This window comes from Methylobacterium sp. Leaf125, from assembly GCF_001423085.1.
GTDB lineage: Bacteria > Pseudomonadota > Alphaproteobacteria > Rhizobiales > Beijerinckiaceae > Methylobacterium.
The window spans coordinates 128,513-151,312 of sequence record NZ_LMNU01000004.1; the positions used below are offsets into that span (position 1 = coordinate 128,513).

Below are 22,800 nucleotides of genomic sequence, written 5' to 3' on the forward strand. Positions count from 1 at the left end.
AGAGGGGATGGCCTGTATGCGTCACGCGCGGGCGGCGACCTGGTGGATCAGGGCGGCGAGGTCGTCCTGCATCCGGGCGGCGCCGTAGCGGGCAAGGGCTCGCTCGCGGGCCAGACGGGTGCGCTCCGCGAAGGCCTCCGGGCGATCCAGGATCTCGCTGAGGGCGGCGGCGATGCGATCGGGTCGACGGGGCGGCACCAGGGTGCCGAGGGCTCCGCCGTCGAGGATCTCGCTGGAGGCACCGGCATCGGTGGCGACCACCGGCACGCCGGCCAGCATCGCCTCGACGAGAGTCCGGCCGAATGGCTCGGGATCGACGGAGGGATGGACCACCGCATCGACGGCCTGCATCAGGCGGGGCACGTCGCTGCGCTGGCCCAGGAACAGCACCCGGTCCGAGACGCCGCGGGCCGCCGCGAGATCGCGCAAGGTCGCCGCGTAGGCATCCTCGCCGAACAGGGCAGAGCCCACCACCACGCAGCGCAGGCCCGGCACCGCTGCCAGCGCCTCGATCACGACGTCCTGCCCTTTCCAGGGCGCGAGACGGCTGAACACGCCGACGAGGGGACCGACCGGCAGGCCGAGTTCCGCGCGCAGTTCGGCCGCGGGGCGCGGGTCGAGGGTCAGGTCGAGGCCGTTCGGCACCACCGTCACCCGATCGCGGCGGCCGCCGGCCTGCACGAAGGCCTCGGCCGCGGCCCGCGAGGGGACGACGACGCGCACCGCGCAGGCATTTGCGAGCCGGGCCTGGATGATCCGCTGCGCCCGGCCGAAATGCGCGCCGTCGAGGATGTCGTGCAGGTGCCAGACCAAGGGGCGACCGACGAGACGGGTGGGCAGGGCCGCGAGCAGGAAAGCTTTCTGGGAATTGGCATAGACCACGTCGCAGCCACGCGCCGCCCCGGCGAGGTCCCACGCCAGACGGGCGAGGCGCCCGAGCACCGGAAGGGCGTGCAGCGGGGAGACGTCCCGGCGCAGGCCTGACAGATCGGCGCCCGGCGCGGCGAGACGGATCGTCAGGCCGGCCTCCCGCAGGGCATCGGCGAGGGGACCGCCTTCGAACAGGAACGCCTGAGAGTCCGGCCAGGCCCCGACGACGTCCCGCAGGACGAGCTCGGCTCCGGACATGGTGCCGGTGTGGCTGACGAACAGCACCCGGGGGTAGGCCGCCCGCGTCTCGATCGGAGGCGCGGCGGGCGCGAGTTCGGACCCGACCGCGGTGGAGAGCACCCCGGCCATCAGGCGGCTCCCGCGCGATGCGGCAAGGACAGGGGCATCGCCTCGTAGGCCGGCTGGCCGCCGGACTTGACCATCGTCATGGCGATGCCGAGGACGGCGCCGCCCGCCTTGCGCAGGCTCGTCACGGTCTCGATCGTGTCGGAAAGCTGCGAGCGGCCCGCACGGGTGCAGCAGAGCACGCCGTCTACGTGACGGGCGAGCATGCAGGCATCCATCAGCAGGCTGGTCGGCGGACTGTCGAGGAGCACCAGGTCGTAGCGCCGGCTCCAGCGCAGGAGGTTCGCCATCCGGTGATTCATCAGGAGCTCGGTCGAGTCCGGCGTTGGGACGCCGGCCGGGATGACGTCGAATCCGTCCTTGGCGATGACGGCCGCCGCCGCGTCGATCTCGCCGCGCAGGACGCCGGCGAGGCCCGGGCTGCGGCCGAGACCGAGGGACGCCTCGAAGTTGGGCCGGCGCAGGTCGCACTCGATCACCAGGACGCGGCGGCCGCTCGCGGCGCTGAGGCCGGCGATCGCGAAAGTCGTGAAGGACTTGCCCTCGCGCGGCTTGCCCGAGGTCACCAGGACTGTGCGCGAGCCGTCGCCCCCCGCCAGGAACAGGTGGGCGTGGAGGGTCCGCAGCACGTTCCGCATGCCGGGGTCGGCCTTCGCCCGCTGGAGGGCTTCGGCCAGGGGCAGTTCCCGGCGCCGGTCGGAGAGACGGCCCATCAGGCCGCCGCCATCCAGGCAGGGCAGTTGGGCAAAGACCGGAGCGCCGGTGCCGGCCACCAGCTGGGCGGGCGTGCGGACCCGGCGGTCGGCGAGATCGCGCAGCAGGGCGACGCCGGCGGCCAGCACGGTCGCCAACACGACGGCACCGGCGAGGAAGGGCACGGGCTTGGGCGAGAACGCCTCCTGCGGCACTTCGGCGAGGCTCACCAGGCGGGTGCTGCCGGTGAGGATGCGGCGCTCGGTCTCCAGTTCGCTCGCCCGCTTGACGAGGTCGGCGTAGCGGGCGCGCTTGATCTCCGCGTTGCGGACCATGCCCTCGATCGAGGCTTCGTCGTCCATCGCGGCGGCCGCCTCGGACTTGGCGCTGTCCATCTGGGCGCGCAGGGAGCGCGCCAGGGTGTTCGAGGCCTCGTAGGTCTTGCGCAGGCCGTCGGCGACGTTGGCGAGCTCCCGGTCGATCCGGGCGCGCAGGCTGGCCTGCTCGGTCTGCAGAGCGCGAACGGTCGGGTGGTTCGGGCCGAGCAGAGTGCTCTGATTGGCGAGTTGGGCACTGACCCCGCTGATCTGCTGCTTCAGGTCGCCCACGGCGCGGCTAGCGAGCACCGCCGGGGCGCTGTCGGAGCCACGGCGCCGGTCGGCCTCGATCTCCTTCAGGCGTGCGGCGGCATCTGCCTTGGCCGCCTCGGCGGCAGCGAGCTGCTGGCTGATCCCGGTGAGGCGCTCGGCGCTGATCGGACCGGTCGCGCCCTTCACAAGCCCCTTGCGGCGGCGGAAGGCCTGGATGCGTGCCTCGTCGTCGCGGATCGAGGCGTCGAGCTGCTTGATCTCGGTGAACAGCCAGTCGGTGGCCGCCTTGCGGCTCGAGGCCTGCGCGTTGCGCTGGTCTTCCAGGAAGGCGTTGATGAGGGCGTTGGTCATCGTCTGCGCCACCTCGGGCAGCGGCGACTTGTAGCCGATGGCGATGACGCGCGAGCGGCCGGCGCTGCCGACCATGTAGCGCTTCTGCAGATACTCCACGAGCGCGTCGCGATCCGCACCGAGCTTGGCGCAGACGGCATTCTTCTTTTCCGTGATCCGGTCGGGGTGCCCGCGGGTGACGGTCTCACGGCACTCGGCCATCACCGCCTCGGCGAGGCCGCTCTCGGCGGCGAGGCGCATCATGCGGGGCGAGCGGATCACCAGGATCTGGCTCTCGAGATCGGCCGGGTCGCCGAGCTTCTGGATCCAGGCCATCGAGGCGTTGCTGGCGCCCGGCTCGGGCTCGGCCACGATGACGGAGCCGGTCGCGACGTACTGGGCCGGCGTGCGGATCAGAATGGCCACCGCGAGCCCGAGGATGGCGACGAAGATGGTCGCGAACAGGACGCGGCGGCGCCAGATCTTGAGGAGAGGCGCCATGAGGGCGCCGCCGCGCTCGCGGTCCTGCTCGGGGACGCGCCCGGCGACCGGCGCGCGATCGGGCATGTCGAGGGTGAGGAGGGACATGCGCGCCGTTCCTCAGGACACGGCTTCGAAGCGGGGAACAGCCTCGAGCCGAGGGAGGGTGCGCAGGCGTGGCTCGCAGGCGGCGCGATGCATCGTGAGCTGTTCGTCGACGAAGCGCGAGAAGCGGATGCGGAACAGCTCGGCGGAGAACGGCTCCGCCTGGTTCCGGCAGGCCTCGCGGGTGAAACTGTCCTCTTGGCGGATGAAGTCGCAGACGCAGGACGCGATGGCATCGGGCTCGGGCGTATCGAAGAACATGCCCGTGCGGTTCGGCCCCCGCACCAGCACGGTCTCGCGGGCTCCTCCGCGACCGAGGGCCAGGACGGGCGTGCCCTCCGACTGGGCCTCCACCACGATGATCCCGAAATCCTCCTCGGCCGCGAAGACGAAGGCGCGGGCGGTGGCCATGAGGCGGCGCAGCTCCTCGTCGGAGACGAACCCCGCGAAGGTGACGTTCGGCGTCGCGATCGCCTTCAGCCGCTCGGCCTCCGGACCAGTGCCCGCGACCACGAGGTTGAGGCCGGGCAACTGTGCGAAGGCGCGCACCACGGCCTCGACGTTCTTGTAGGGCACGAGGCGGCTCGCCACCAGGAAGTGGTTCCCGCGGGGCCCGTCGTAGCGCTGACTGGACAGGGTGACGGGCGGAGGGATCACCTCGGCGCCACGGCCGTAGACCTTGTGGATCCGCCGCGCCACGAAGCCGGAATTGGCGATGATCGCGTTCGGCCCGGCCGCGGTGCGGTAGTCCCACAGACGCATCCGGTGGAGGATGAGGCGAGCAAGCAGGCCCTTGAGGCCGCTCGCGCAGCCGCTCTCCCGCAGGTAGGTGTGCTGCAGATCCCAGGCGTAGCGCATGGGCGAGTGGACGTAGGACACGTGAAGCTGGTCCGGTCCGGTGAGCACGCCCTTGGCCACCGCGTAGCTGCTCGAGATGACGAGGTCGTAGCTCGACAGGTCGAATTGCTCGATGGCGAGCGGCATCAGCGGCAGGTAGTGCCGGTGCCGCGTACGCACGAAGGGAAGGCGCTGGATGAAGCTGGTGCGCGCTTGCGTGTAGCCGAGATAGGCCCGGGCGGACTCGGGCAAAAAGTCGAACAAGGTAAAGACATGCGCCTGAGGATAGATCTTCAGCAGTTGGCGAAGCACCTGCTCGGCGCCTCCGACCACGTATAACCAGTCGTGAACGATCGCTACGCGCATCCGAACCATCCTCGCCGGCATGCCGGACACAGAGAATCTCCGCCGACGGGCGGCAAGACCACCGACCCAGGAGAGCATTCTCTCTTCGAACTTCAATACTATGATCGACCCAGGTCTTAAAGCAGCGTCACAAGCGATTATTACTTACAGATAATGCTTTACGGATGCTTTTATCGAAAATCTCCTCACCCGTCTTAGGTTTTTATTAGGGATCCGGGTAGGGGGCGGTCGCGCGAAGCGGCTTTTATCCAGTCATAGAGGAACGGGCCCGGGCAGTGCTGCAGGACGTGGGCTCCCGTCGCACACCCGCCGCAAGGCGGCTCCGATGGGCCTTTCCACGCAGCGGAACAGCCATTCCGCGAGGAGCACGGAGGCGCTGAAGGCCAGGACGAAGACCAGCGCGACGCGCTGGGGACCGGGCGCCACCAGAATGGCCGCCGCCTTGGCGCTGACGTGCAACATAAGGTTGTGGATAAGATAGAACGCATAACTGGCGTTCCCCTGCGAGAAGAGCCAGCGCGCGCGCAGGACGATGTCGCCTTGCTCCAGCAGAAGCAGCGCGCCGACCGCCAGCACCGCCGCACTCCCCCAAATGAGCGGACGCAGGAAACCCGTCATCTCCAGATCGGCGCCGAGGGCCCCCGCGACCACCTGGCCACCGAGGATGAGGGCGCCTGCGACCCCGAGGGCGGCGCCGGCTGTCCGCCGAACGGGAAAGCCGGGCGTGGGCGTCCCCAGGCGGAGATAGGCGTACCCGAGAGCCGCGCCGGCGACGAATTCGAGCACGATCGGCTTCGTGTAATAGGCCCAGTAGAGCCCCGGCACAGGCGCCAGGCCGAGAAGGATCACCGCGCCGAAGGCGGCGGCGAGGCCGATCATTCGCGCCCGCAGGCCTGCCAGCATCAGCAGGCCAGCGAAGCCGGCATAGAAGAACATCTCGTAATTGAGCGTCCAGCCCACCGAATTGAGGGGCTCGACGTAGCCGCCCCGCGAGAACGGCAGGAACAGCAGTGACTGCACCACATAGTCCAGCCGCAGCTCGACGATGCCGATCGGCTTCAGTCCGGCAAGCGCGATCAGCGCCAGCGCAAGGGTGACGAGCCAGTAGAGGGGCACCACCCGGATCGCCCGGCGGAGCAGGAACCGGCCAGGGCTCTCACGCCGACCAGCCGTGCTCACGAACATGATGAAGCCGGACAGGACAAAGAACACGTCCACGCCCGCCGCTCCGAAAGCCAGGGCGTCAGGCCTCGGCAGGATGGGGCCCGCGTACAGTCCGAAATGCGTCAGGAAGACCGAGTAGGCCGCCAGGGCGCGCAGGATCTGCAGGTTGTAGATCATCTCTCGCCGAAGGATCGCGTGCGTCCGCCGAACCGGAGCGGACCCCGAACAACGCCTGATCATCAAACTTGAGCGCTAAACGGTTGGCAAAGTCACGTCATTCCAGGCATTATCCTGAATCATTGCGCATTTCGTCAATCATCGTCAGAGTTTGTTCATCACATTATCAGGTGTTTCACCCGCGCGCTGAGATTGACGGCGAATTGTTTAGGAGGGCGGTCTTAGGAAGAGATCCGGGAAGGGCGCCAACTGCAAGGATCTGCGCGAAGATCAAGAGGCTGCGCCAAGGTTCGGCACGCGGGTGAGCATCAGAAGGCCCTTAGCCGGCAAGCTCAATTGCATACAACAGAGGCCGGTATTTACCATTGCGCTCCTTGTTGTTTGACAATTCATTCGGATGACCAATACATGAATCAGTGCTTAGACAGGAGCCGTACCTTGGTCACATCCCAGGACATCCGCCAGATCCTCGCAACCAATGAGGCGCTGGCCCCGGTCGCCGAACAGATCGGCGACGACGACAGCCTGTTCGATCGCGGCCTCGACTCGTTCGGCTCGGTCCAGCTGATGCTGGCCCTTGAGGAGCGGTTCGGCATCGAATTTCCGGACGAGTTCCTAACCCGCAAGTCCTTCGCGTCGATCGCTGCGATCCGCGAGACCGTGGCCACCGTCCTTCGTCCCAAGGCCGCATGAGCACCGTGGCCCAGCGCGGGCAGCGCGCGGCGGCAGTCGCTGCGCTTCACGCCGACTCGGTCGACCGCGACGGTCGCTTCCCGCTGGAGGCGGTCACGGCCCTCAAGGCGGAGCGCCTGCTGGGACTACAGATCCCGAGCCAATTCGGCGGCGAAGGCGCGGGGCTGAGAGAGATCGCGGACCTGTGCAGCACCCTCGGGCAGGCGTGCAGCAGTGCCGCGATGGTGTTCGCCATGCACCACATCAAGGTCGCGAGCCTCGTGACACATGGGCTGGACAGCGCCTGGCACTGCCACCTGATGGAACAGATCGCCCGGGAGCAGCTCCTCGTCGCCTCCTCGACCACGGAAGCTGGAATCGGCGGCGACCTGCGTACCAGCTTCTGCGCCGTCGAGACCACCGGCAGCGTCTTCGCCCTCGGCAAGGACGCCTCCGTGATCTCCTACGGGACGCAGGCGGACCTGATCCTCGCCACCGCCCGACGTCACCCCGAAGCCGCGGGCTCCGACCAAGTGCTGGTGGCCCTGTTCGCCGACCAGATCTCCCTGGAGTGCAAGACCGTGTGGGACACCCTCGGCATGCGCGGCACCTGCAGCGACGGCTTTCGTCTGGAGGCGCGGGATATTGCCGTCGAGCAGATCCTGCCCAAGCCCTTCGCGGAGATCGCGGCCCAGTCGATGCTGGCCTCTTCGCACCTCCTGTGGAGCAGCGTCTGGTTCGGCATCGCCAACTCCGCCGTCGACCGCGCCCGCACCTTCGTGCAGGCCGAGGCCCGGCGCCAGCCGGGACAGGTGCCGCCCACGGCCCTGCGCCTCGCGGAAGTTTCCAACACCCTCCAGGCGATGCGGGCCGCCATCGTGTCGGCGCTCCGCCGCTACGAGGACGCGCAGGGTGACGCCGACACCATCGGGTCGATCGGCTTCTCCGTCATGCTCAACAACCTGAAGACGACCACCTCCGAGATGGCCGTCGATATCGTGCAGCGCGCCCTCTCGATCGTCGGCCTCGCCGGCTACAAGAACGGCACGCCCTTCAGCCTCGGCCGGCCACTGCGCGACATCCTGTCGGCACCGCTGATGATCGGAAACGACCGCATCCTCGCCAACACCGCCAAGCTTCTGCTCGTGCAGAAGGGCGGCGGCCAGCTCATGAGCGCGTGATGGACTCGACCTTCTCTCTTCCGGCAGATTCCGGAGCCGCCGAGATCTTTGACGATGCCTCGGGCGCCGTCCCGAGCTTCCTCGACCGCCTGTTCGACCAGGGCCTCCTGGTGCGCACCGGCGTCGACGGCCTCTACGGCCGCAGCGGCGCCTTCGAGAGCGTCGTCGACGCCCTCGAGCGCCTGATCAGCCGACTCGGTGCGACGGATAGCGCGGAGGTGATGCGCTTTCCCCCCGCCATGAGCCGGCCGGCTTTCGAGCGCAGCGGCTACCTGAAGGGTTTCCCGAACCTCGCCGGCACGGTGCACAGTTTCTGCGGCAACGAGGCGGAGCATGCCGAGCTTCTCGCCTGCGTCGAGGCCCGGAACGACTGGACCGGCCACCAGCAGGCGACGGACATCGTGCTCACCCCCGCGGCCTGCTACCCCCTCTACCCGGCCGCCGCAGCGCGCGGCCGTCTGCCCGCAGAGGGTGGCCTGTTCGACCTGCAATCCTACTGCTTCCGGCGCGAGCCCAGCCTGGAGCCGACCCGGATGCAGCTCTTCCGGATGCGCGAATTCGTCCGCATGGGCAGCCCTGAGCAGGTGCTGGCCTTCCGCGAATCCTGGCTCGCCCGCGGCAGCGAGATGATCCGCAGCCTCGCGCTGCCGCTGGCGATCGACGTGGCAAACGATCCTTTCTTCGGCCGGGCCGGTCGGATGCTCGCCAACAACCAGCGCCAGCAGAACCTCAAGTTCGAGCTGAACGTGCCCGTAAACAGCGTCGAGAAGCCGACCGCCTGCCTCAGCTTCAACTACCACCAGGACCATTTCGGAACGACCTGGGACCTGCGCCAAGCCGACGGCAGCGTCGCCCACACCGCCTGCGTCGGCTTCGGCCTGGAGCGGATCACCCTGGCGCTCCTGCGCCATCACGGCCTGGACCTTGCTGCCTGGCCGGATTCCGTGCGCACCACCCTGTGGGGTTGAGCTGGTGACCGCCGCCCTTCTCCAGCCGGCGCCGGGGCTCGGCCCCGCGATGCCCTACGCGCCGCATCCGCTGCATGGAGCTGATCGCAACTGGCCGGAGACGAACTGCTATGTCGACCTCTGGATCGAACTCCTGCACGGGCGCGGCCTCGTGCCGGAGGCGATGTTGGGGTTCACCCTGCGGCAGGATTTCGAGGGCGACCAATTCACGTTCTTCAAGCCACAGGCAGCCGATCTCGAGCGGCTCTACGGGCTCGAGGTGCTGGAACTCGCGGTCTACGACACCCTCGAAGCACAGGCGCTGATCCAGGTCCGCCAGGGCCGGCCGGTGCTGGTCGAGGTCGACGCGATCTACCTGCCCGACACCCAGGGCACCACCTACGGCCGGGAGCACGGCAAGACCACGATCGGCATCCTGGCTCTCGACCCGGACACACGGGAGCTCGACTACCTCCACAATGCCGGGCGCTTCCGGCTCTCCGGCGACGATTATCATGGCCTCTTCGGATCCGCCGTGCTGCCGCCCTACGCGGAGTTCGTGAAGGCGGTCGCCCCTCCCATGAGCCCGGCGGAGTTGCCGGGCGCCGCGCTCGACCTGCTCCGACGCCACCGCGACCGGGCGCCAGGGCACAACCCGATCCTGGCGTTTCACGACACTCTCACGCGGACGGCACCAGCCTTGGTTCAGCGCCCCCTCGGGATCTTCCACGCCTACGCCTTCAACACCACGCGCCAGCTCGGCGCGAATTTCGAGATGCTCGCGAGCCATCTCACCTGGCTTGAGGCGGCGGGTGCGGGGCGTTTCGCCCCCGCCTCGGACGTGGCCTCACGCCTCGCCGTCGAGGCCAAGGCCTTCCAGTTCCAGCTTGCCCGGGCCTTTCACCGCCGCAGTGCCGACGGCCTCGCAGCGCGTCTCGACCGGCTCGCGGCCACCTACGCGGACGTGTTCGCGGCCCTCGACCGCGCGCTCGATCGATAGGGGCGGATGGTGGCCCGAATCCGGTCGATCGACGGTGTCGTGCCGCAGGCCGTGGACGGCCCCTGGCGGCTCACCCTGACGCCTCCCGGTGCCTGGACCGGGCCTGGCGACCTGTTGGAGTCCGCCGACTGGATCCCCGCCCCGGTGCCCGGTACCGCCGCCGCGGCCCTGCGGGGCGCCGGACTCTGGTCCGAGGCGACCCCGACGCCGATTCATGATCAGGACGTCTGGTACCGGGGTCCGCTGGCCCGCAGTGGCCCCGTCCGCCTGCGCTTTGAGGGCTTGGCGACGCTCGCCGAGGTGTGGCTCGACGGCGTGCCCGTTTTGGTCTCACGCTCGATGTTCGAGGCTCACGCCGTCGAGGCCGATCTCCGGCCGGGGACCGAGCTGGCCCTCTGCTTCCGGTCGCTCAAGGCGGAGCTCGACCGCCCGTCGAAGCGCGGCCGCTGGCGCCCCCGAATGATTACTCCGGGCTCCCTGCGCCACGTCCGCACGAGCCTCCTCGGGTTCATGCCGGGCTGGTGCCCGGAAATCGACCTCGTGGGTCCCTACCGCCCGATCACGGTGGAGCCCCAGCACCCCGGTCTGGTGGAAGCCGACCTTCGGGCCATCTATGATGCCGACGCAGGCCGGCTCTCGGCGCGCCTTCGGATCAGCGGCCACCCCGCGTCGGTCACGCTGCATTGCGACGGGCGGGCGATCGTCCTGACAGAATCCGCGCCCGGCCTGTACGCCGGAACCTTGGCGCTGCCCGGCATTGCGCCCTGGTGGCCCCATACCCACGGCACGCCCCACCTCCATGCCGTGAGCGTGGCGATCGACGGCACGACAATCGATCTCGGCCGGACAGGCTTTCGCACCCTGGCGCTGACACGTCCCTTCGCAGAAGGTCTGGCCCTCGCCGTCAACGGCGTGCCGGTGTTCTGCCGTGGCGCCAATTGGACCCCGTCGGACCTCGTCGGCCTCGGCACCGCGGAGTGCGGCACCCTCGTCGACCTCGCGCGCGAGGCCGGCATGAACATGCTGCGCGTCCCCGGCACCACCCTCTATCCCGCGTCCGAATTCTACGACCTCTGCGACGCCGCCGGCATCCTCGTCTGGCAGGACCTGATGCTGGCGAATTTCGATTATCCGCACGACGCCGCCGATTTTACGGACGCGCTCGCACGCGAGGTGACGGGCGTGCTCGACCGAGTTCAGCTCGCCCCCTCCCTCGCCGTGATCTGCGGCGGCAGCGAGGTCTGGCAGCAGGCGGCCATGCTCGGAGCGCCGCGGACCGTCTGGGCCGACGCCTTCTGCAGCGAAACGTTGCCCGGGCTCGTCGCCGACACCCGTCCCGACCTCGTGGTGGTGCCGAACTCGCCGTCGGGCGGCGACCTGCCGTTCTTGCCGAGCGCGGGCTGTACCCATTATTACGGCGTCGGTGCCTATCGTCGGCCTCTTGAGGATGCGCGCTGGGCCGAGGTGGGCTTCGCCAGCGAATGCCTCGCCTTCGCCAACCTGCCGGAACCGGCGACGCTCGGGCAGCGACGGCCCGCCGATCCGATCTGGACGCGCGGCATCCCCCGCGACCGGGGCGCCGACTGGGACTTCGAGCAGGTGCGCGACCACTATGTCGGCCTGCTCTACGGGGTCGATCCCGCCGCCCTGCGCGCCGACGATCCCGAGCGCTACCTCGAGCTCGGCCGCGCTGCCGTGGCCGAGGTCATGGAGCAGACCTTCGCCGAGTGGCGCCGAGCGCGCTCTCCGACAGCCGGCGGCCTCGTCTGGTTCCTGCGCGACCTCGGACCAGGCACCGGCTGGGGCGTGATCGACTGGACCCAAGCTCCAAAATCCGGGTGGTACGCTCTGAAGCGGGCCTTCCGTCCGGTTCAGGTCACCCTGTCGGACGAGGGCCTGGGCGGTCTATACATCCATGTTCACAACGAGACCGCCGGGCCTGTGGACCTGCGCCTCGCACTGACCTTCGCGGACCGAACCGGCAAGGTCGCGGCGCGGGCCGAGCGCGGGATCACGCTCGACCCGCGCGCCTCCCTGACCCTATCCTCGGCCGAGATGCTCGGCCGCTTCTTCGATGCCACCGACAGCTATCGCTTCGGCCCCCGCATCCACGACGTGGCACATGCCCGTCTCACCGATACGGACGGCGCGGTCGTCGCCGAGAGCTTCCACTTTCCCGGTACCCGGCCGGTCACCCCCGAGGCGATCGGCCTGCGGGTCGAACCCGTGGCGGGTGCATCCGTGCCGACCCTGCGCGTCGGAACCGACCACCTCGCTCTCGCTGTGACCGTACGGAGTTCCGCGGCGCGGCCCTGCGACAGTGGCTTCCACCTAGCGCCGGGGTCGGACAGGCTGGTTCGCTTTCCCGGTTGCCAGCAGCTCCCGCAGGGCATGATCGCGGCCCTCAACAGTAGAGAGAGCGTGAGGTTCGGTCATGACGCGTGAGGTCCGCCACCAGCATGGGACGAGCGCGGCGCCCGACGCCGCCATGCCGGTGACCTTCGACGACCTGTTCGGGTGGATCCACCCGGCCGCGGGCCGGCGTGGCGTGGTCCTGTGCGGCGCCTTCGGGTTCGAGCAGATGGCCGCCCATCGCCCCTGGCGTGCCCTGGCGGATCGGATCGCCGCGGCCGGCTGCCCGACCCTGCGGTTCGACTATCCGGGGGAGGGCAACTCTGGCGATCCAGCCGAGGCGCGGGTTTCGGCCAATGTTGCGGCAATCCGCCGAGCAGTGCGCTTCCTGCGCGAGACGACCGGCGTCACGGAGATCGTCCTCGTCGGCCTGCGTCTCGGCGCCAACCTGGCTCTTCTGGCGGCCCAGGAGGAGGCTGTCGACCGCTTGGTCCTGCTGGCGCCGGCCGTCACCGGACGCGCCTATCTCCGCGAGATGCGGCTTCGCGCCCGGACGGTGGGCGGTGTCGCGGGGGGTGTGGCCCCGACGGCGGATCCGGACGGCTTGTCCGTCGGGGGCTTCCGCATGGATGCGGCCTTCCTGGCCGATGTCGGCGCCCTCGACGCCACCGCGATCCCGCGTGCGCCGGCGCCGCGAACCCTCCTCCTCGCCCCGGAAACCCGGACGCTGGCGGGACGCCTGACGGCGCTCGGCAGTACCGTCGAGACGGGACCACTGCCGGGCCTTCCGCTCCTCGTCGGCGACCCGATCTTCGCCGAGGTCCCTGAGGCGGATTTCGATCGCATCACCGCTTTCGCGACGGACGGCGTGACGATCGCCGGACCCGCGATCCCCCTGCATCTCGGCCCGGCGCGCCTCGCCGGCAGCGACTGGTCCGAGGCGCCCGCCCGGTTCCAGCCGGACCTGTTCGGCATCCGCTGTACGCCGCGTCGGCAGGATCCGGGCGCGCCGACGGTGGTGTTCGTCTCGACCGGCATGACCGTGCATTCGGGCTGGGGCCGGCAGACCACGACGCTCGCCCGCAGGCTCGCCGCGGACGGAGTTCCCTCCTTCCGCTTCGATCTCGCCGGCATCGGCGACAGCGGCCGCCGGTCTGATGGCCGCAAGCCGCCCTACGCCCCCGACGGGTTCGCGGATGTGGGCCAGGCCCTCGATCACCTGGCCGAGGTCCGAGGACCCATCGTCCTCGTGGGCACTTGCAGCGGCGCCCATGCGGCGTTCCAGGCCCTCTGCCGCGACGCGCGGGTCGATGGAGCGCTCCTCGTCAACCTCTACTGCTTCGATTGGGACCCGGACGAGGATGTCGACGCCGCGATTCGCCAGACTTTCGGCAGCACCGGTACCTACGCGGCGCTGCTCAAGCGGGGTGCGACCTGGCGGCGGCTCCTGCGCGGCGAGATCCACGTGCGGGCGATCGGTGCGACCCTGGCCAAGCGCAGCCTCGCGGCCGCCGTGCGGCGGCTGCGGCGCCTCGTAAACCCAATCTCCCCCGGCGGCTCCGTCGCCCGACGGGTCGCGCGACTGCGACGACGGGGTGCCGAGATCCGCCTCGTCTACAGCGCCGGTGACCCCGGGCTCGCCGCCCTGCATCGCCATCTCGGCCGCGCGCCCGGCCGGGCGGATCGGCGTCTCGGCGCGCCCGTGGCGATCGTGCCGGAGGTCGACCACAACTTCAGCTCGCCCGCGGCCCAGGCCCTGCTCTGGCATCACCTGCGCGACCTCCTGCGGGCGGTTCAGGAGGCTCAGGCGTTTCGCGTTGAAGCGCGCAGCCTCGTCGAGACCGATTCCGGAGCCACCAGTCTGGCGAGCCTGGCGTGAGCCGGCTCACCCGCCGGGCGACCCTGGCCCTGGCGGCGGGGGTCTTCGCGCCGCGGGTCGTGGCCGCGCCCGCGCCCGTGCATCGCTGCGAGGACCTGATCGATGCCATCGGCATCAACGTGCATCTCGGCCATGGCGGCTCGCCCTACGTCGCGCGCTTTGCCGAGTGCGCCGCCGCTCTCGACGACCTCGGCCTGCGTCACCTGCGCGACGACATCGTCCTCGTCGGCACGGAGCCTGCCGGGCAGTTCGAGCGGATCGCCGGCCTCGCCCGCCGGGGCTACCGCTTCAGTCTGGTCTTCTACGACGGACTGACGCCCGGTCCCCGCGTACCCCCGGAGCGCTTCGCCGAGATTGCCGACTGGGCCGAGGACGGGCTCGTCGTCGTAGAGGGCGGCAACGAGCCGCCGGTGGCCGCGCGGGCGGGCCTTGCCCGCCTGTCCGCGGATCATCAGGCGGCGCTGTTTCGCACCGTGCGGGACACCCCGCGGCATCGCACCGTCCGGGTTGCCGGACCGAGCTACATCCAGGCCAACATCGCCGCCGCGGAGAACCTGTCCGCCTCGGTCGATCTCGCCAATGTCCACGCCTATCCGGGGATGGAGCATCCCGAGACCCGAGGGGCGGGCAGTCTCGGCGGTTTCGTCGCGGCCGTTCGTCCGGTCTTCGGCTCCGCGCCGGTCATCGTTACGGAAACGGGCTATCACACGGCCCTGGCCACCCGGAGCGCCCACCTGCCGGTCTCGGAAGCCGTCCGCGCCCGCTACCTGCCGCGCCTGCTCCTATGGAGCTACCTGCAGGGCGTGCGGCGGACCTATCTCTACGAGCTGATCTCCGCCTTCGACGGGGGCGAGGCCGACCCGGAGAGCCGGTTCGGCCTCATCGCCCATGACGGCACGCCGAGCGCGTCCTTCGCAGCCGTGCGAAGCCTGATCCGCCTGTTCAACGGCCGCGCAGAAGAGGCGCGGGCGTCCCGGGACCGCATCGGGGTCGTGCTGCCGGTGGGCGTGCCCGATCTCGTGGCGGCCAGCTTCGCGCGGGCGGACGGCGCCCTGCTGGTGCCGATCTGGCTCGGGCTCGACGGCTGGGACCGGAACGCCCGGGCGCCCCGCCCGGACAGCGCGCCGCGCGCCGTGGACTTGCACCTTTCGAGCCCGCCCCGGCGGTTGCGGCTGCACCGCTTCGGCGATGACGGCGTCGTCAGCGTCACCGCGCTGGCGCCGATGCAGGCCTTCACGGTGGCGGTCACCGACCGCCTCGCCGTGCTCGAGATCTGGTAGTCCGCCGGTCCTAAGGGGCCGGTTCGTCGACGAACTGGATGCCGATCTCACCCGGCTTGCGCCAGGCGACCCGGGCCGGGCGACGCTCGCCCTGCATCTCCAGAAGCAGCGTGAAGCGGTCGGGAATGCCGACCACGCTGGCGACCCGGAGGCGGGCGCCGGACGGGGAGCGGTTGCGCAGGGTGCAGTCGATCACTCCGCCACCGTGCAACGCGATCTTGCCTGCCAGCAACGTGCGGGAACGGGGCTCGGATCGTCTCTCTTCCATCGGGAGTGCCATGTGGTTGTGGTCTGAGCGAAGGTAAGTCCTGAGTGGTTACGACCCGGTAACGACGATGCCCGGGGCGGATCGGCATCGAAAGAGCGCACCGAGCATGTCCTGGGTGGGCCGGACGATGTGGAAGACCTTGCGACTGTTCAGCGGTGAGGCCGTCGGCAGGCAGGGACGCGGCACCGAGGCGGCATCCGGCCGGGTGATCCTGACCCCAATCCGGGAGACATCATCGACCCGGCAGGCGATCTTGACGGGTTTGTCGAGGGTGAGGCGGCCGGCGTGATCGGACCGGATCCAGGGCGCGGCGCGGCGGTCTTGCATGGGACGGATCTCGAGACCGATCGGATATCGCAGGATTCGGACGTCGCAGGATTCGGATATCGCAGGATTCAGGGGGCCGTGCGAAGAACGGCCTAACCGGGTCGCTCAAATTGCCCGTACCCCGCGAGAAAGCCTGCAACGCGGACGTCCGGGCGGGAAAACCGCGCCGGGTATACGGCGGAGGTCGTGTCGAGGTCGCGCGACGGGCCAACGCCCCCGGGTGACAGCTGTGCACGGGACACAACCCTCAGGTGGAACCGGGGGGTGCGACGTCCCGTTCGGCAGGGGGACAACCGGAGCCGAGCGCCATGAAGATCGTCACCGTCGCGGACCTCATCGTCGACACCCTGGATCAGGCGGGCGTCCAGCGGATCTACGGCATCGTCGGCGACAGCCTGAACGCGCTGACCGAGTCGCTGCGGGCCCGGGGCACCATCGACTGGGTCCATGTCCGGCACGAGGAGGTGGCGGCCTTCGCGGCGGGGGCCGACAGCCAGCTCTCGGGCAAACTCGCGGTTTGCGCCGGGTCCTGCGGGCCGGGCCATGTCCACCTGATCAACGGCCTCTACGATTGCCACCGCACCCGCACCCCGGTGCTGGCCATCGCGGCCCATATCCCCTCGTCCGAGATCGGCTCGGGCTACTTCCAGGAGACCCATCCGGGCGAGCTGTTCCGCGAGTGCAGCCATTACTGCGAGATGGTGGGCGACGCCTCCCAGCTGCCGCAGGTGCTGGAGAACGCCATGCGGGCGGCGATCGGCCTCTCCGGCGTCGCCGTGGTGATCATCCCGGGCGACGTCGCCCTGATGGACGCGCCCACCCGCGGGGTCGCCCCCAATGCGGGGCTGATCCCGCCCAGGCCCGTGGTGCGGCCGGCCGAGACCGAGCTCACCGCGCTGGCCGACCTCCTGAACGGCTCCGAGCGGATCACCCTGCTGTGCGGGCGCGGCTGCGCGGGGGCCCATGCCGAGCTGCTCCAGCTCGCCGAGGCCCTGAAGAGCCCGATCGTGCATGCGCTCGGCGGCAAGGACGTGGTCGAGTACGACAACCCCTACGACGTCGGCATGACCGGGCTGATCGGCTTCGCCTCGGGCTATGCCGCGATGATGTCCTGCGACACGCTGCTGATGCTCGGCACCGACTTCCCCTACCGGCAGTTCTACCCGCAGGACGCCACGATCGCGCAGGTCGACATCCGCCCGGGCCAGCTCGGGCGCCGGTGCAAGCTTGACCTCGGCCTCGTCGGCCACGTGGACGACACCATCCGGGCCCTGCTGCCGAAGCTCACGGTCAAGTCCGAGCGCAAGCATCTCGACGCCGCCCTGAAGCACTACGCCAAGGCGCGGGAGGACCTCGACGACCTCGCCACGGTCACGCCGACCCGGAGCTGGTTCGGCCTGAAATCCGGCCCGCAGCCGATCCACCCGCAATACTTGACCAAGCTCGTCAGCGAGGCGGCCGACGACGACACTGTGTTCACGGCCGATGTCGGCACCCCCACGATCTGGGCGGCGCGCTACCTCAAGATGAACGGCCGGCGCCGGCTGATCGGCTCCTGGGTGCACGGCTCGATGGCCAACGCCATGGCGCAGGGCATCGGCGCGCAATCGGCCTATCCCGACCGGCAGGTGGTCTCGCTCTCCGGCGACGGCGGCTTCACCATGCTGATGGGCGACCTCCTCACCCTGCGCCAGCAGCAGCTGCCCCTGAAGATCGTGGTCTACAACAACGGCACCCTCGGCTTCGTCGAGCTCGAGATGAAGGCCGCCGGCTACATCGAGACCGGCGTGTCCCTCGACAACCCGGACTTCGCCGCCATGGCCCGCGGCGCCGGCATCCATGCCGTCCGGGTCGAGGACCCGGCCGAGCTGGAGGGCGCCGTGCGCGAGGTGATGACCCATCCGGGTCCGGCCCTCCTCGACTGCGTGGTGGCCCGCCAGGAACTCTCGATGCCCCCGAAGATCGACGGCAAGCAGGTGAAGGGCTTCAGCCTCTACGTCCTGCGGGCGGTGATGAGCGGGCGCGGGGATTCGGTGCTCGACCTGGCGAAGACGAACCTCCTGCGCTGAGACCCGGAGCCGCGCGAGCGGCCCGAGTTCGCCGGCCGGCCCCCCGGCCCCGAACCACCGCCGCGGGCGCGGCCGGGTCTCGCCCGGCCGCCCAAGGCCGTCAGCCCAAGGCCGTCAGTCCAAGGGGGAACGGCCCTCGATCGCGCCGAACTGCAGGTAGTGCAGCATCGGGTCCATCTGCGCGGCGCCGACGTCCGGGTTGGCCGCCTCGTACGCGTTGGTGTGGAAGCTGGCGGAGGGGTCGCGCCCTTCCTTCCAGCCGAACGCGTGATAATGCGCCAGCGGATCCATGTTCGCCGCGGCGACGTCCGCGTAGGCGTTCAGGTACGCCTGGGTGTCGAAGATCGCATTCGGGTTGCGGCCCTCGTGCCAGCCGTTGGTCTCGTAGTGCTGGTACGCGAAGGCGAAGCTGTCCCCGCCGGCCTTGAGCGCCGCCTGGGCGACGTCGCGGTTGGACAGCAGATAGTATTCCGCGTCGAAGCCCGGATGCGTGTTCAGGTCGGTGGCGCGGCCCACGGCGTCGTAGGTCTCGCGTCCCTCGGCCTGACCGAACGCGAGGTAGTGGGTCAGGGGATTCATGCCGTCCGCCTTCACGTCGGGATTCCGGGCGAGGTAGAGCTCGTTGTCGAAGCTCGACGACGGATCGCGGCCCTCTTTCCAGCCCTGGGTCTCGTAATGCGTCAGGGGATTCACCTTGGCGGCCGCGACATCCGCATTGGCCGCCAGGTAGCCCGTGGTGGAGAACGCGGCGTTCGGATCGCGGCCCTCCTGCCAGCCGAACTGGGCGTAGTGCGTGTCGGCATCCATGCCGTCCCGCCAGACGTCCTTGTTGCTCCCGTAGTAGAACAGGTCGTCGACCAGCGGGCTCGCATCGTTCTCGACGATGGTCCCATCGGTGAACCTGATCTCGTAGATCCCGGTGACGTCGTGGGACAGCCCGTTCGGATCGATGAGGAACGCGCGTCCCTCGTCCATCCGGACCTGCGAGGCGTCGAAGGCGAAGTTGAACGTGACGGAGTCGCGCGATCCCACGTCGATGATCGCCCCGATCGTCTCGGTGGCGCGCCCGTCATGGCCCAGGCCATCGGTGTAGGACGCAGCGATGGTGAGCGACTTGCCGCCATCCTGGTAGCCGGGCGTATAGACCCCGGTGGTGTTCGTCTCGACCACGATCCCGTCGAGCGTGAAGTCGTAGGCCACGCTGCCGGCGGCCGGGTCGCCATCCGCGTCCGTCACCCGGGCGGTGAGCATCTGTCCCTCGACGGCCTTGCCCTCGCTGAGGCCGGCCAGGACCAGGCTGCCGGCCCGGTCCCCGTCCGCCACGCTCCCGCCCGCGGCCGCGACCACGCCGTCATGCCCCTGGGCATCGGTGTAGCTGGCGATCACGGAGAGCACCTTGCCGGCATCGGCGTAGCCGAGGGTGTACTGGCCGGAGGTGTTGGTCTCGACCGTGCTGCCGTCGAGCTGGAAGGCGTAGCGCACGCCCCCCGGCGCCGGGCCCCCGTCGGGGTCCGACAGGCTGGCGCTCACCGTCTGGCCCTCCACCACCAGGCCGGACAGGAGTAGGCTGCCGGCGCGGTCCACGTCCGTGACGCTGCCGCCCGCGGCCGCCACCACGCCGTCATGGCCCTGCGCATCGCTGTAGCTCGCGATCACCGAGAGGACCTTGCCGCCATCGGCGTAGCCGAGGGTGTACTGGCCGCTGGCATTGGTCTCGACGGTGCTGCCGTCGAGTTGGAAGGCATAGCTCGCCCCTCCCGGCACCGGGCCCCCATCGGGATCCGACAGGCTGGCGCTGACGGTCTGGCCCTCCGCCATCGGGCCGGACAGGAGCAGGCTGCCGGCCCGGTCCACGTCCGTGACGCTGCCGCCCACGGCCGAGGCGATGTCCGCGTGGCCCTGCGCATCGCTGTAGCTGGCGACCACCGAGAGCAGCTTGCCGGCATCGGCATAGCCGAGGGTGTATTGGCCGCTGGTATTCGTCTCGACGGTGCTGCCGTCGAGCTGGAAGGCGTAGCGCACTCCGCCGGCGGCCGGGACCCCGTCGGGATCCGACAGGACGGCACTCACCGTCTGGCCCTCCGCCATCAGGCCCGACAGCAACAGGCTGCCGGCCCGATCCACGTCCGTGACGCTGCCGCCCGCGGCCGAGGCGATGTCCGCGTGGCCCTGCGCATCGGTGTAGCTGGCGACCACCGCGAGCACCTTGCCGGCATCGGCGTAGCCGAGGGTGTATTGGCCGCTGGTATTCGTCTCGACGGTGCTGCCGTCGAGTTGGAAGGCGTAGCTCACGCTCCCCGGCGCCGGAGTCCCATCGGGATCCGACAGGCTGGCGCTGACGGTCTGGCCTTCCACCATCGGGCCCGACAGCAGGAGGCTGCCGGCGCGGTCCACGTCCGTGACGGTGCCGCCCGCGGTCGAGGCGATGTCCGCGTGGCCCTGCGCATCGGTGTAGCTCGCGACCACCGCGAGCACCTTGCCGGCATCGGCGTAGCCGAGGGTGTACTGGCCGGAGGTGTTGGTCTCGACCGTGCTGCCGTCGAGCTGGAAGGCGTAGCTCACGCTCCCCGGCGCCGGAGTCCCATCGGGATCCGACAGGCTGGCGCTGACGGTCTGGCCTTCCACCATCGGGCCCGAGAACAGGAGACTGCCGGCGCGGTCCACGTCCGTGACGGCGCCACCCGCGGCCGAGGCGATGTCCGCGTGGCCCTGCGCATCCGTGTAGCTCGCGACCACCGCGAGCACCTTGCCGGCATCGGCGTAGCCGAGGGTGTACTGGCCGGAGGTGTTGGTCTCGACGGTGCTGCCGTCGAGCTGGAAGGCGTAAGTCACGCTCCCCGGCGCCGGAGTCCCATCGGGGTCCGACAGGCTGGCGCTGACCGTCTCGCCCTCCGCGACGAGGCCCGACAGCAGGACGCTGCCGGCCCGGTTCGCGTCCGTGACGGTGCCGCCCGCGGCCGCGACCACGCCGTCATGCCCCTGAGCATCCGTGTAGCTGGCAACCACCGCGAGGACCTTGCCGGCCTCGCCATAGCCGAGGGTGTACTGGCCGGAGGTGTTGGTCTCGACCGTGCTGCCGTCGAGCTGGAAGGCGTAGCGCACGGCGCCGGGTGCCGGGACCCCGTCGGGATCCGACAGGACGGCACTCACCGTCTGGCCCTCGGCCATCGACCCCACCAAGATCAGGCTGCCGGCGCGATCCACGTCCGTGACGGTGCTGCCTGCGGCCGAGGCGATGTCCGCGTGCCCTTGCGCATCGGTGTAGCTGGCGACCACCGAGAGCAGCTTGCCGGAATCGGCGTAGCCGAGGGTGTACTGGCCGGAGGTGTTGGTCTCGACGGTGCTGCCGTCGAGCTGGAAGGCGTAGCTTACCCCACCGGCGGCCGGGACCCCGTCGGGATCCGACAGGCTGGCGCTGACGGTCTGGCCTTCCACCATCGGGCCCAACAGCAGGAGGCTGCCGGCGCGGTCCACGTCCGTGACGGCGCCACCCGCGGCCGAGGCGATGCCGGCATGGCCCTGCCCATCGGTGTAGCTCGCGACCACCGAGAGCAGCTTACCGGCATCCGCATAGCCGAGGGTGTACTGGCCGGAGGTGTTGGTCTCGACGGTGCTGCCGTCGAGCTGGATGGCGTAAGTCACGCTCCCCGGCGCCGGGGTGCCGTCGGGATCCGACAGGCTGGCGCTGACGGTCTGGCCTTCCGCGACGAGGCCCGAGAGCAGGACGATGCCGGCGCGATCCACGTCCACCACGGTGCCGCCCGTGGCCGAGGCAACGCCGGCATGGCTCTGCCCATCGGTGTAGCTCGCGACCACGGACAGGGCCTTACCGGCATCGGCGTAGCCCAGGGTGTACTGGCCGGAGGTATTCGTCTCGACCGTGCTGCCGTCGAGCTGGAAGGCGTAGCTCACGCTCCCCGCGGCCGGGACCCCGTCGGGGTCCGACAGGCTGGCGCTGACCGTCTCGCCTTCCGCCACCGAGCCCGACAGGAGGAGGCTGCCGGCCCGGTCCACGTCGATGACGGTGCCGGCCGAGGCGGAAGCGGTGTCCGCGTGCCCGAGGGCGTCGGTGTAGGTGGCCGTGACGGCGATGATCTTGCCGCTGTCGCCGTAGGTCGGCGTGTAGCTGTTGGACGCGGTCGCCTGCAGCACCTGATTCGTGACGATATCCAGGAAGGTGTAGAGCACCGTCCCACCGGGCATCAGGCCATCGGCATCGCTGAGGGTCGCCACGATGGGCGTGCCTTCGGTCGCATCGCCGTTGGTCAGGCCGGACAGGGTCAGGTCCCCGGGCTGATTGGTCTCCGCGATCGTGTAGGGGCCTGCCGCGTAATCGCCGGGAATGAAGACCGCGTTGTTGACGTCCGCGAGGACGTTCAGGCTGATCGGCCCACCGATCTGCGCGGTCGGAAGGCTGAATTCCAGCACCGTGCGATCGGCATTGTAGGCGTAGGCGAGGGGTGTGCCCGAGACGAGGTTCCCCCCATCGGCCCCCGTATAGAGATAGGGTTTCCCGTCCGGCGCGATGTTGATGTTGAAATCGTAGCCGCCGTAGAGGCCGAAGAGTGTGTATCCGGTCGCCGCGCTGGCGTCGGTGTCGAGCCAGAGCGTGGTGTAGGTCCCGATCGCGGTTCCGGCGGGGGCCGTGATGGCGAAGGAAGCCACGCCGCCCTCGATGTGCCCGTAGAGGCCGTAATCCGTCGGCCCGCTGCCGACAGGATTGAGACGATCGGAAGGCGCCCATTCACCGAGATTACCGTCCATCGTATACATGGCGTCCCTGTCTCCCTGCGACAGAAAAGATACGAACAACGACGACCACAGCGTATCTAACGACGCGAACAGGT

Annotated in this window: 15 protein-coding genes; 8 read left to right on the forward strand and 7 right to left on the reverse strand. The window is 69.8% G+C overall.

The annotated features are described in order from the left end of the window. Positions 1-21: 21 nt before the first annotated feature. From ASF58_RS07675 to ASF58_RS07690, 4 genes are all read right to left on the reverse strand, one after another. Positions 22-1,128, reverse strand: a complete 1,107-nt coding sequence (locus ASF58_RS07675) for a glycosyltransferase family 4 protein (protein ID WP_055950099.1) — start codon at positions 1,126-1,128, stop codon at positions 22-24. Between the two features lie 110 nt (positions 1,129-1,238). Beyond that, entirely contained in the window at positions 1,239-3,437 is a 2,199-nt protein-coding gene (locus ASF58_RS07680; protein ID WP_055949851.1) for a polysaccharide biosynthesis tyrosine autokinase, read from the reverse strand. 12 nt (positions 3,438-3,449) lie between these two features. Then, the gene (locus ASF58_RS07685) at positions 3,450-4,637 is read right to left on the reverse strand and encodes a glycosyltransferase (protein WP_055949853.1); all 1,188 of its coding nucleotides are present in this window, start codon (positions 4,635-4,637) and stop codon (positions 3,450-3,452) included. 252 nt (positions 4,638-4,889) lie between these two features. Next, entirely contained in the window at positions 4,890-5,978 is a 1,089-nt protein-coding gene (locus ASF58_RS07690) for an acyltransferase (RefSeq protein ID WP_055949856.1), read from the reverse strand. Positions 5,979-6,416: 438 nt separating this feature from the next. Here ASF58_RS07690 and ASF58_RS07695 point away from each other — a divergent pair, with 438 nt between their 5' ends. Genes ASF58_RS07695 through ASF58_RS07725 form a run of 7 tightly spaced genes read left to right on the forward strand, consistent with a single transcriptional unit; the run spans position 6,417 to position 15,289 of the window. After that, positions 6,417-6,671, forward strand: coding sequence for an acyl carrier protein (locus ASF58_RS07695; protein WP_244477217.1), 255 nt, complete (start codon positions 6,417-6,419; stop codon positions 6,669-6,671). After that, entirely contained in the window at positions 6,668-7,831 is a 1,164-nt protein-coding gene (locus tag ASF58_RS07700; protein WP_055949862.1) for an acyl-CoA dehydrogenase family protein, read from the forward strand. Before ASF58_RS07695 ends, ASF58_RS07700 begins: the two co-directional genes overlap by 4 nt. Next, positions 7,831-8,799: an amino acid--[acyl-carrier-protein] ligase gene (locus ASF58_RS07705; RefSeq protein ID WP_082512905.1), complete on the forward strand. Its 969-nt coding sequence runs from the start codon at positions 7,831-7,833 to the stop codon at positions 8,797-8,799. Before ASF58_RS07700 ends, ASF58_RS07705 begins: the two co-directional genes overlap by 1 nt. A 4-nt stretch (positions 8,800-8,803) precedes the next feature. Next, positions 8,804-9,778 carry a DUF1839 family protein gene (locus ASF58_RS07710; RefSeq protein WP_082512906.1) on the forward strand — a complete coding sequence of 325 codons (975 nt, stop codon included), beginning with the start codon at positions 8,804-8,806 and terminating at the stop codon, positions 9,776-9,778. A gap of 6 nt (positions 9,779-9,784) precedes the next feature. Continuing rightward, entirely contained in the window at positions 9,785-12,223 is a 2,439-nt protein-coding gene (locus ASF58_RS07715) for a glycoside hydrolase family 2 protein (protein WP_244477218.1), read from the forward strand. Further along, positions 12,213-14,009, forward strand: coding sequence for an alpha/beta fold hydrolase (locus ASF58_RS07720; RefSeq protein WP_055949864.1), 1,797 nt, complete (start codon positions 12,213-12,215; stop codon positions 14,007-14,009). Before ASF58_RS07715 ends, ASF58_RS07720 begins: the two co-directional genes overlap by 11 nt. Next, complete coding sequence (locus ASF58_RS07725; RefSeq protein WP_055949867.1) at positions 14,006-15,289, forward strand: hypothetical protein; 1,284 nt, start codon at positions 14,006-14,008, stop codon at positions 15,287-15,289. The genes ASF58_RS07720 and ASF58_RS07725 overlap by 4 nt, the downstream gene beginning before the upstream one ends. A 10-nt stretch (positions 15,290-15,299) precedes the next feature. Here the strand turns inward: ASF58_RS07725 and ASF58_RS07730 are convergent, their stop codons facing one another. Continuing rightward, a complete protein-coding gene (locus ASF58_RS07730) occupies positions 15,300-15,569 on the reverse strand; it encodes a PilZ domain-containing protein (protein ID WP_244477219.1) in 270 nt (89 codons plus the stop codon). Positions 15,570-15,605: 36 nt separating this feature from the next. Continuing rightward, positions 15,606-15,884, reverse strand: a complete 279-nt coding sequence (locus tag ASF58_RS07735) for a hypothetical protein (protein WP_055949872.1) — start codon at positions 15,882-15,884, stop codon at positions 15,606-15,608. A 308-nt stretch (positions 15,885-16,192) separates the two neighbouring features. Between ASF58_RS07735 and poxB the strand changes: the two genes are divergently transcribed. Continuing rightward, entirely contained in the window at positions 16,193-17,953 is a 1,761-nt protein-coding gene (gene poxB / locus ASF58_RS07740; RefSeq protein WP_055949875.1) for a ubiquinone-dependent pyruvate dehydrogenase, read from the forward strand. Between the two features lie 114 nt (positions 17,954-18,067). Here the strand turns inward: poxB and ASF58_RS07745 are convergent, their stop codons facing one another. Further along, positions 18,068-22,726: a hypothetical protein gene (locus tag ASF58_RS07745; RefSeq protein WP_055949878.1), complete on the reverse strand. Its 4,659-nt coding sequence runs from the start codon at positions 22,724-22,726 to the stop codon at positions 18,068-18,070. Between the last annotated feature and the right edge of the window lie 74 nt (positions 22,727-22,800).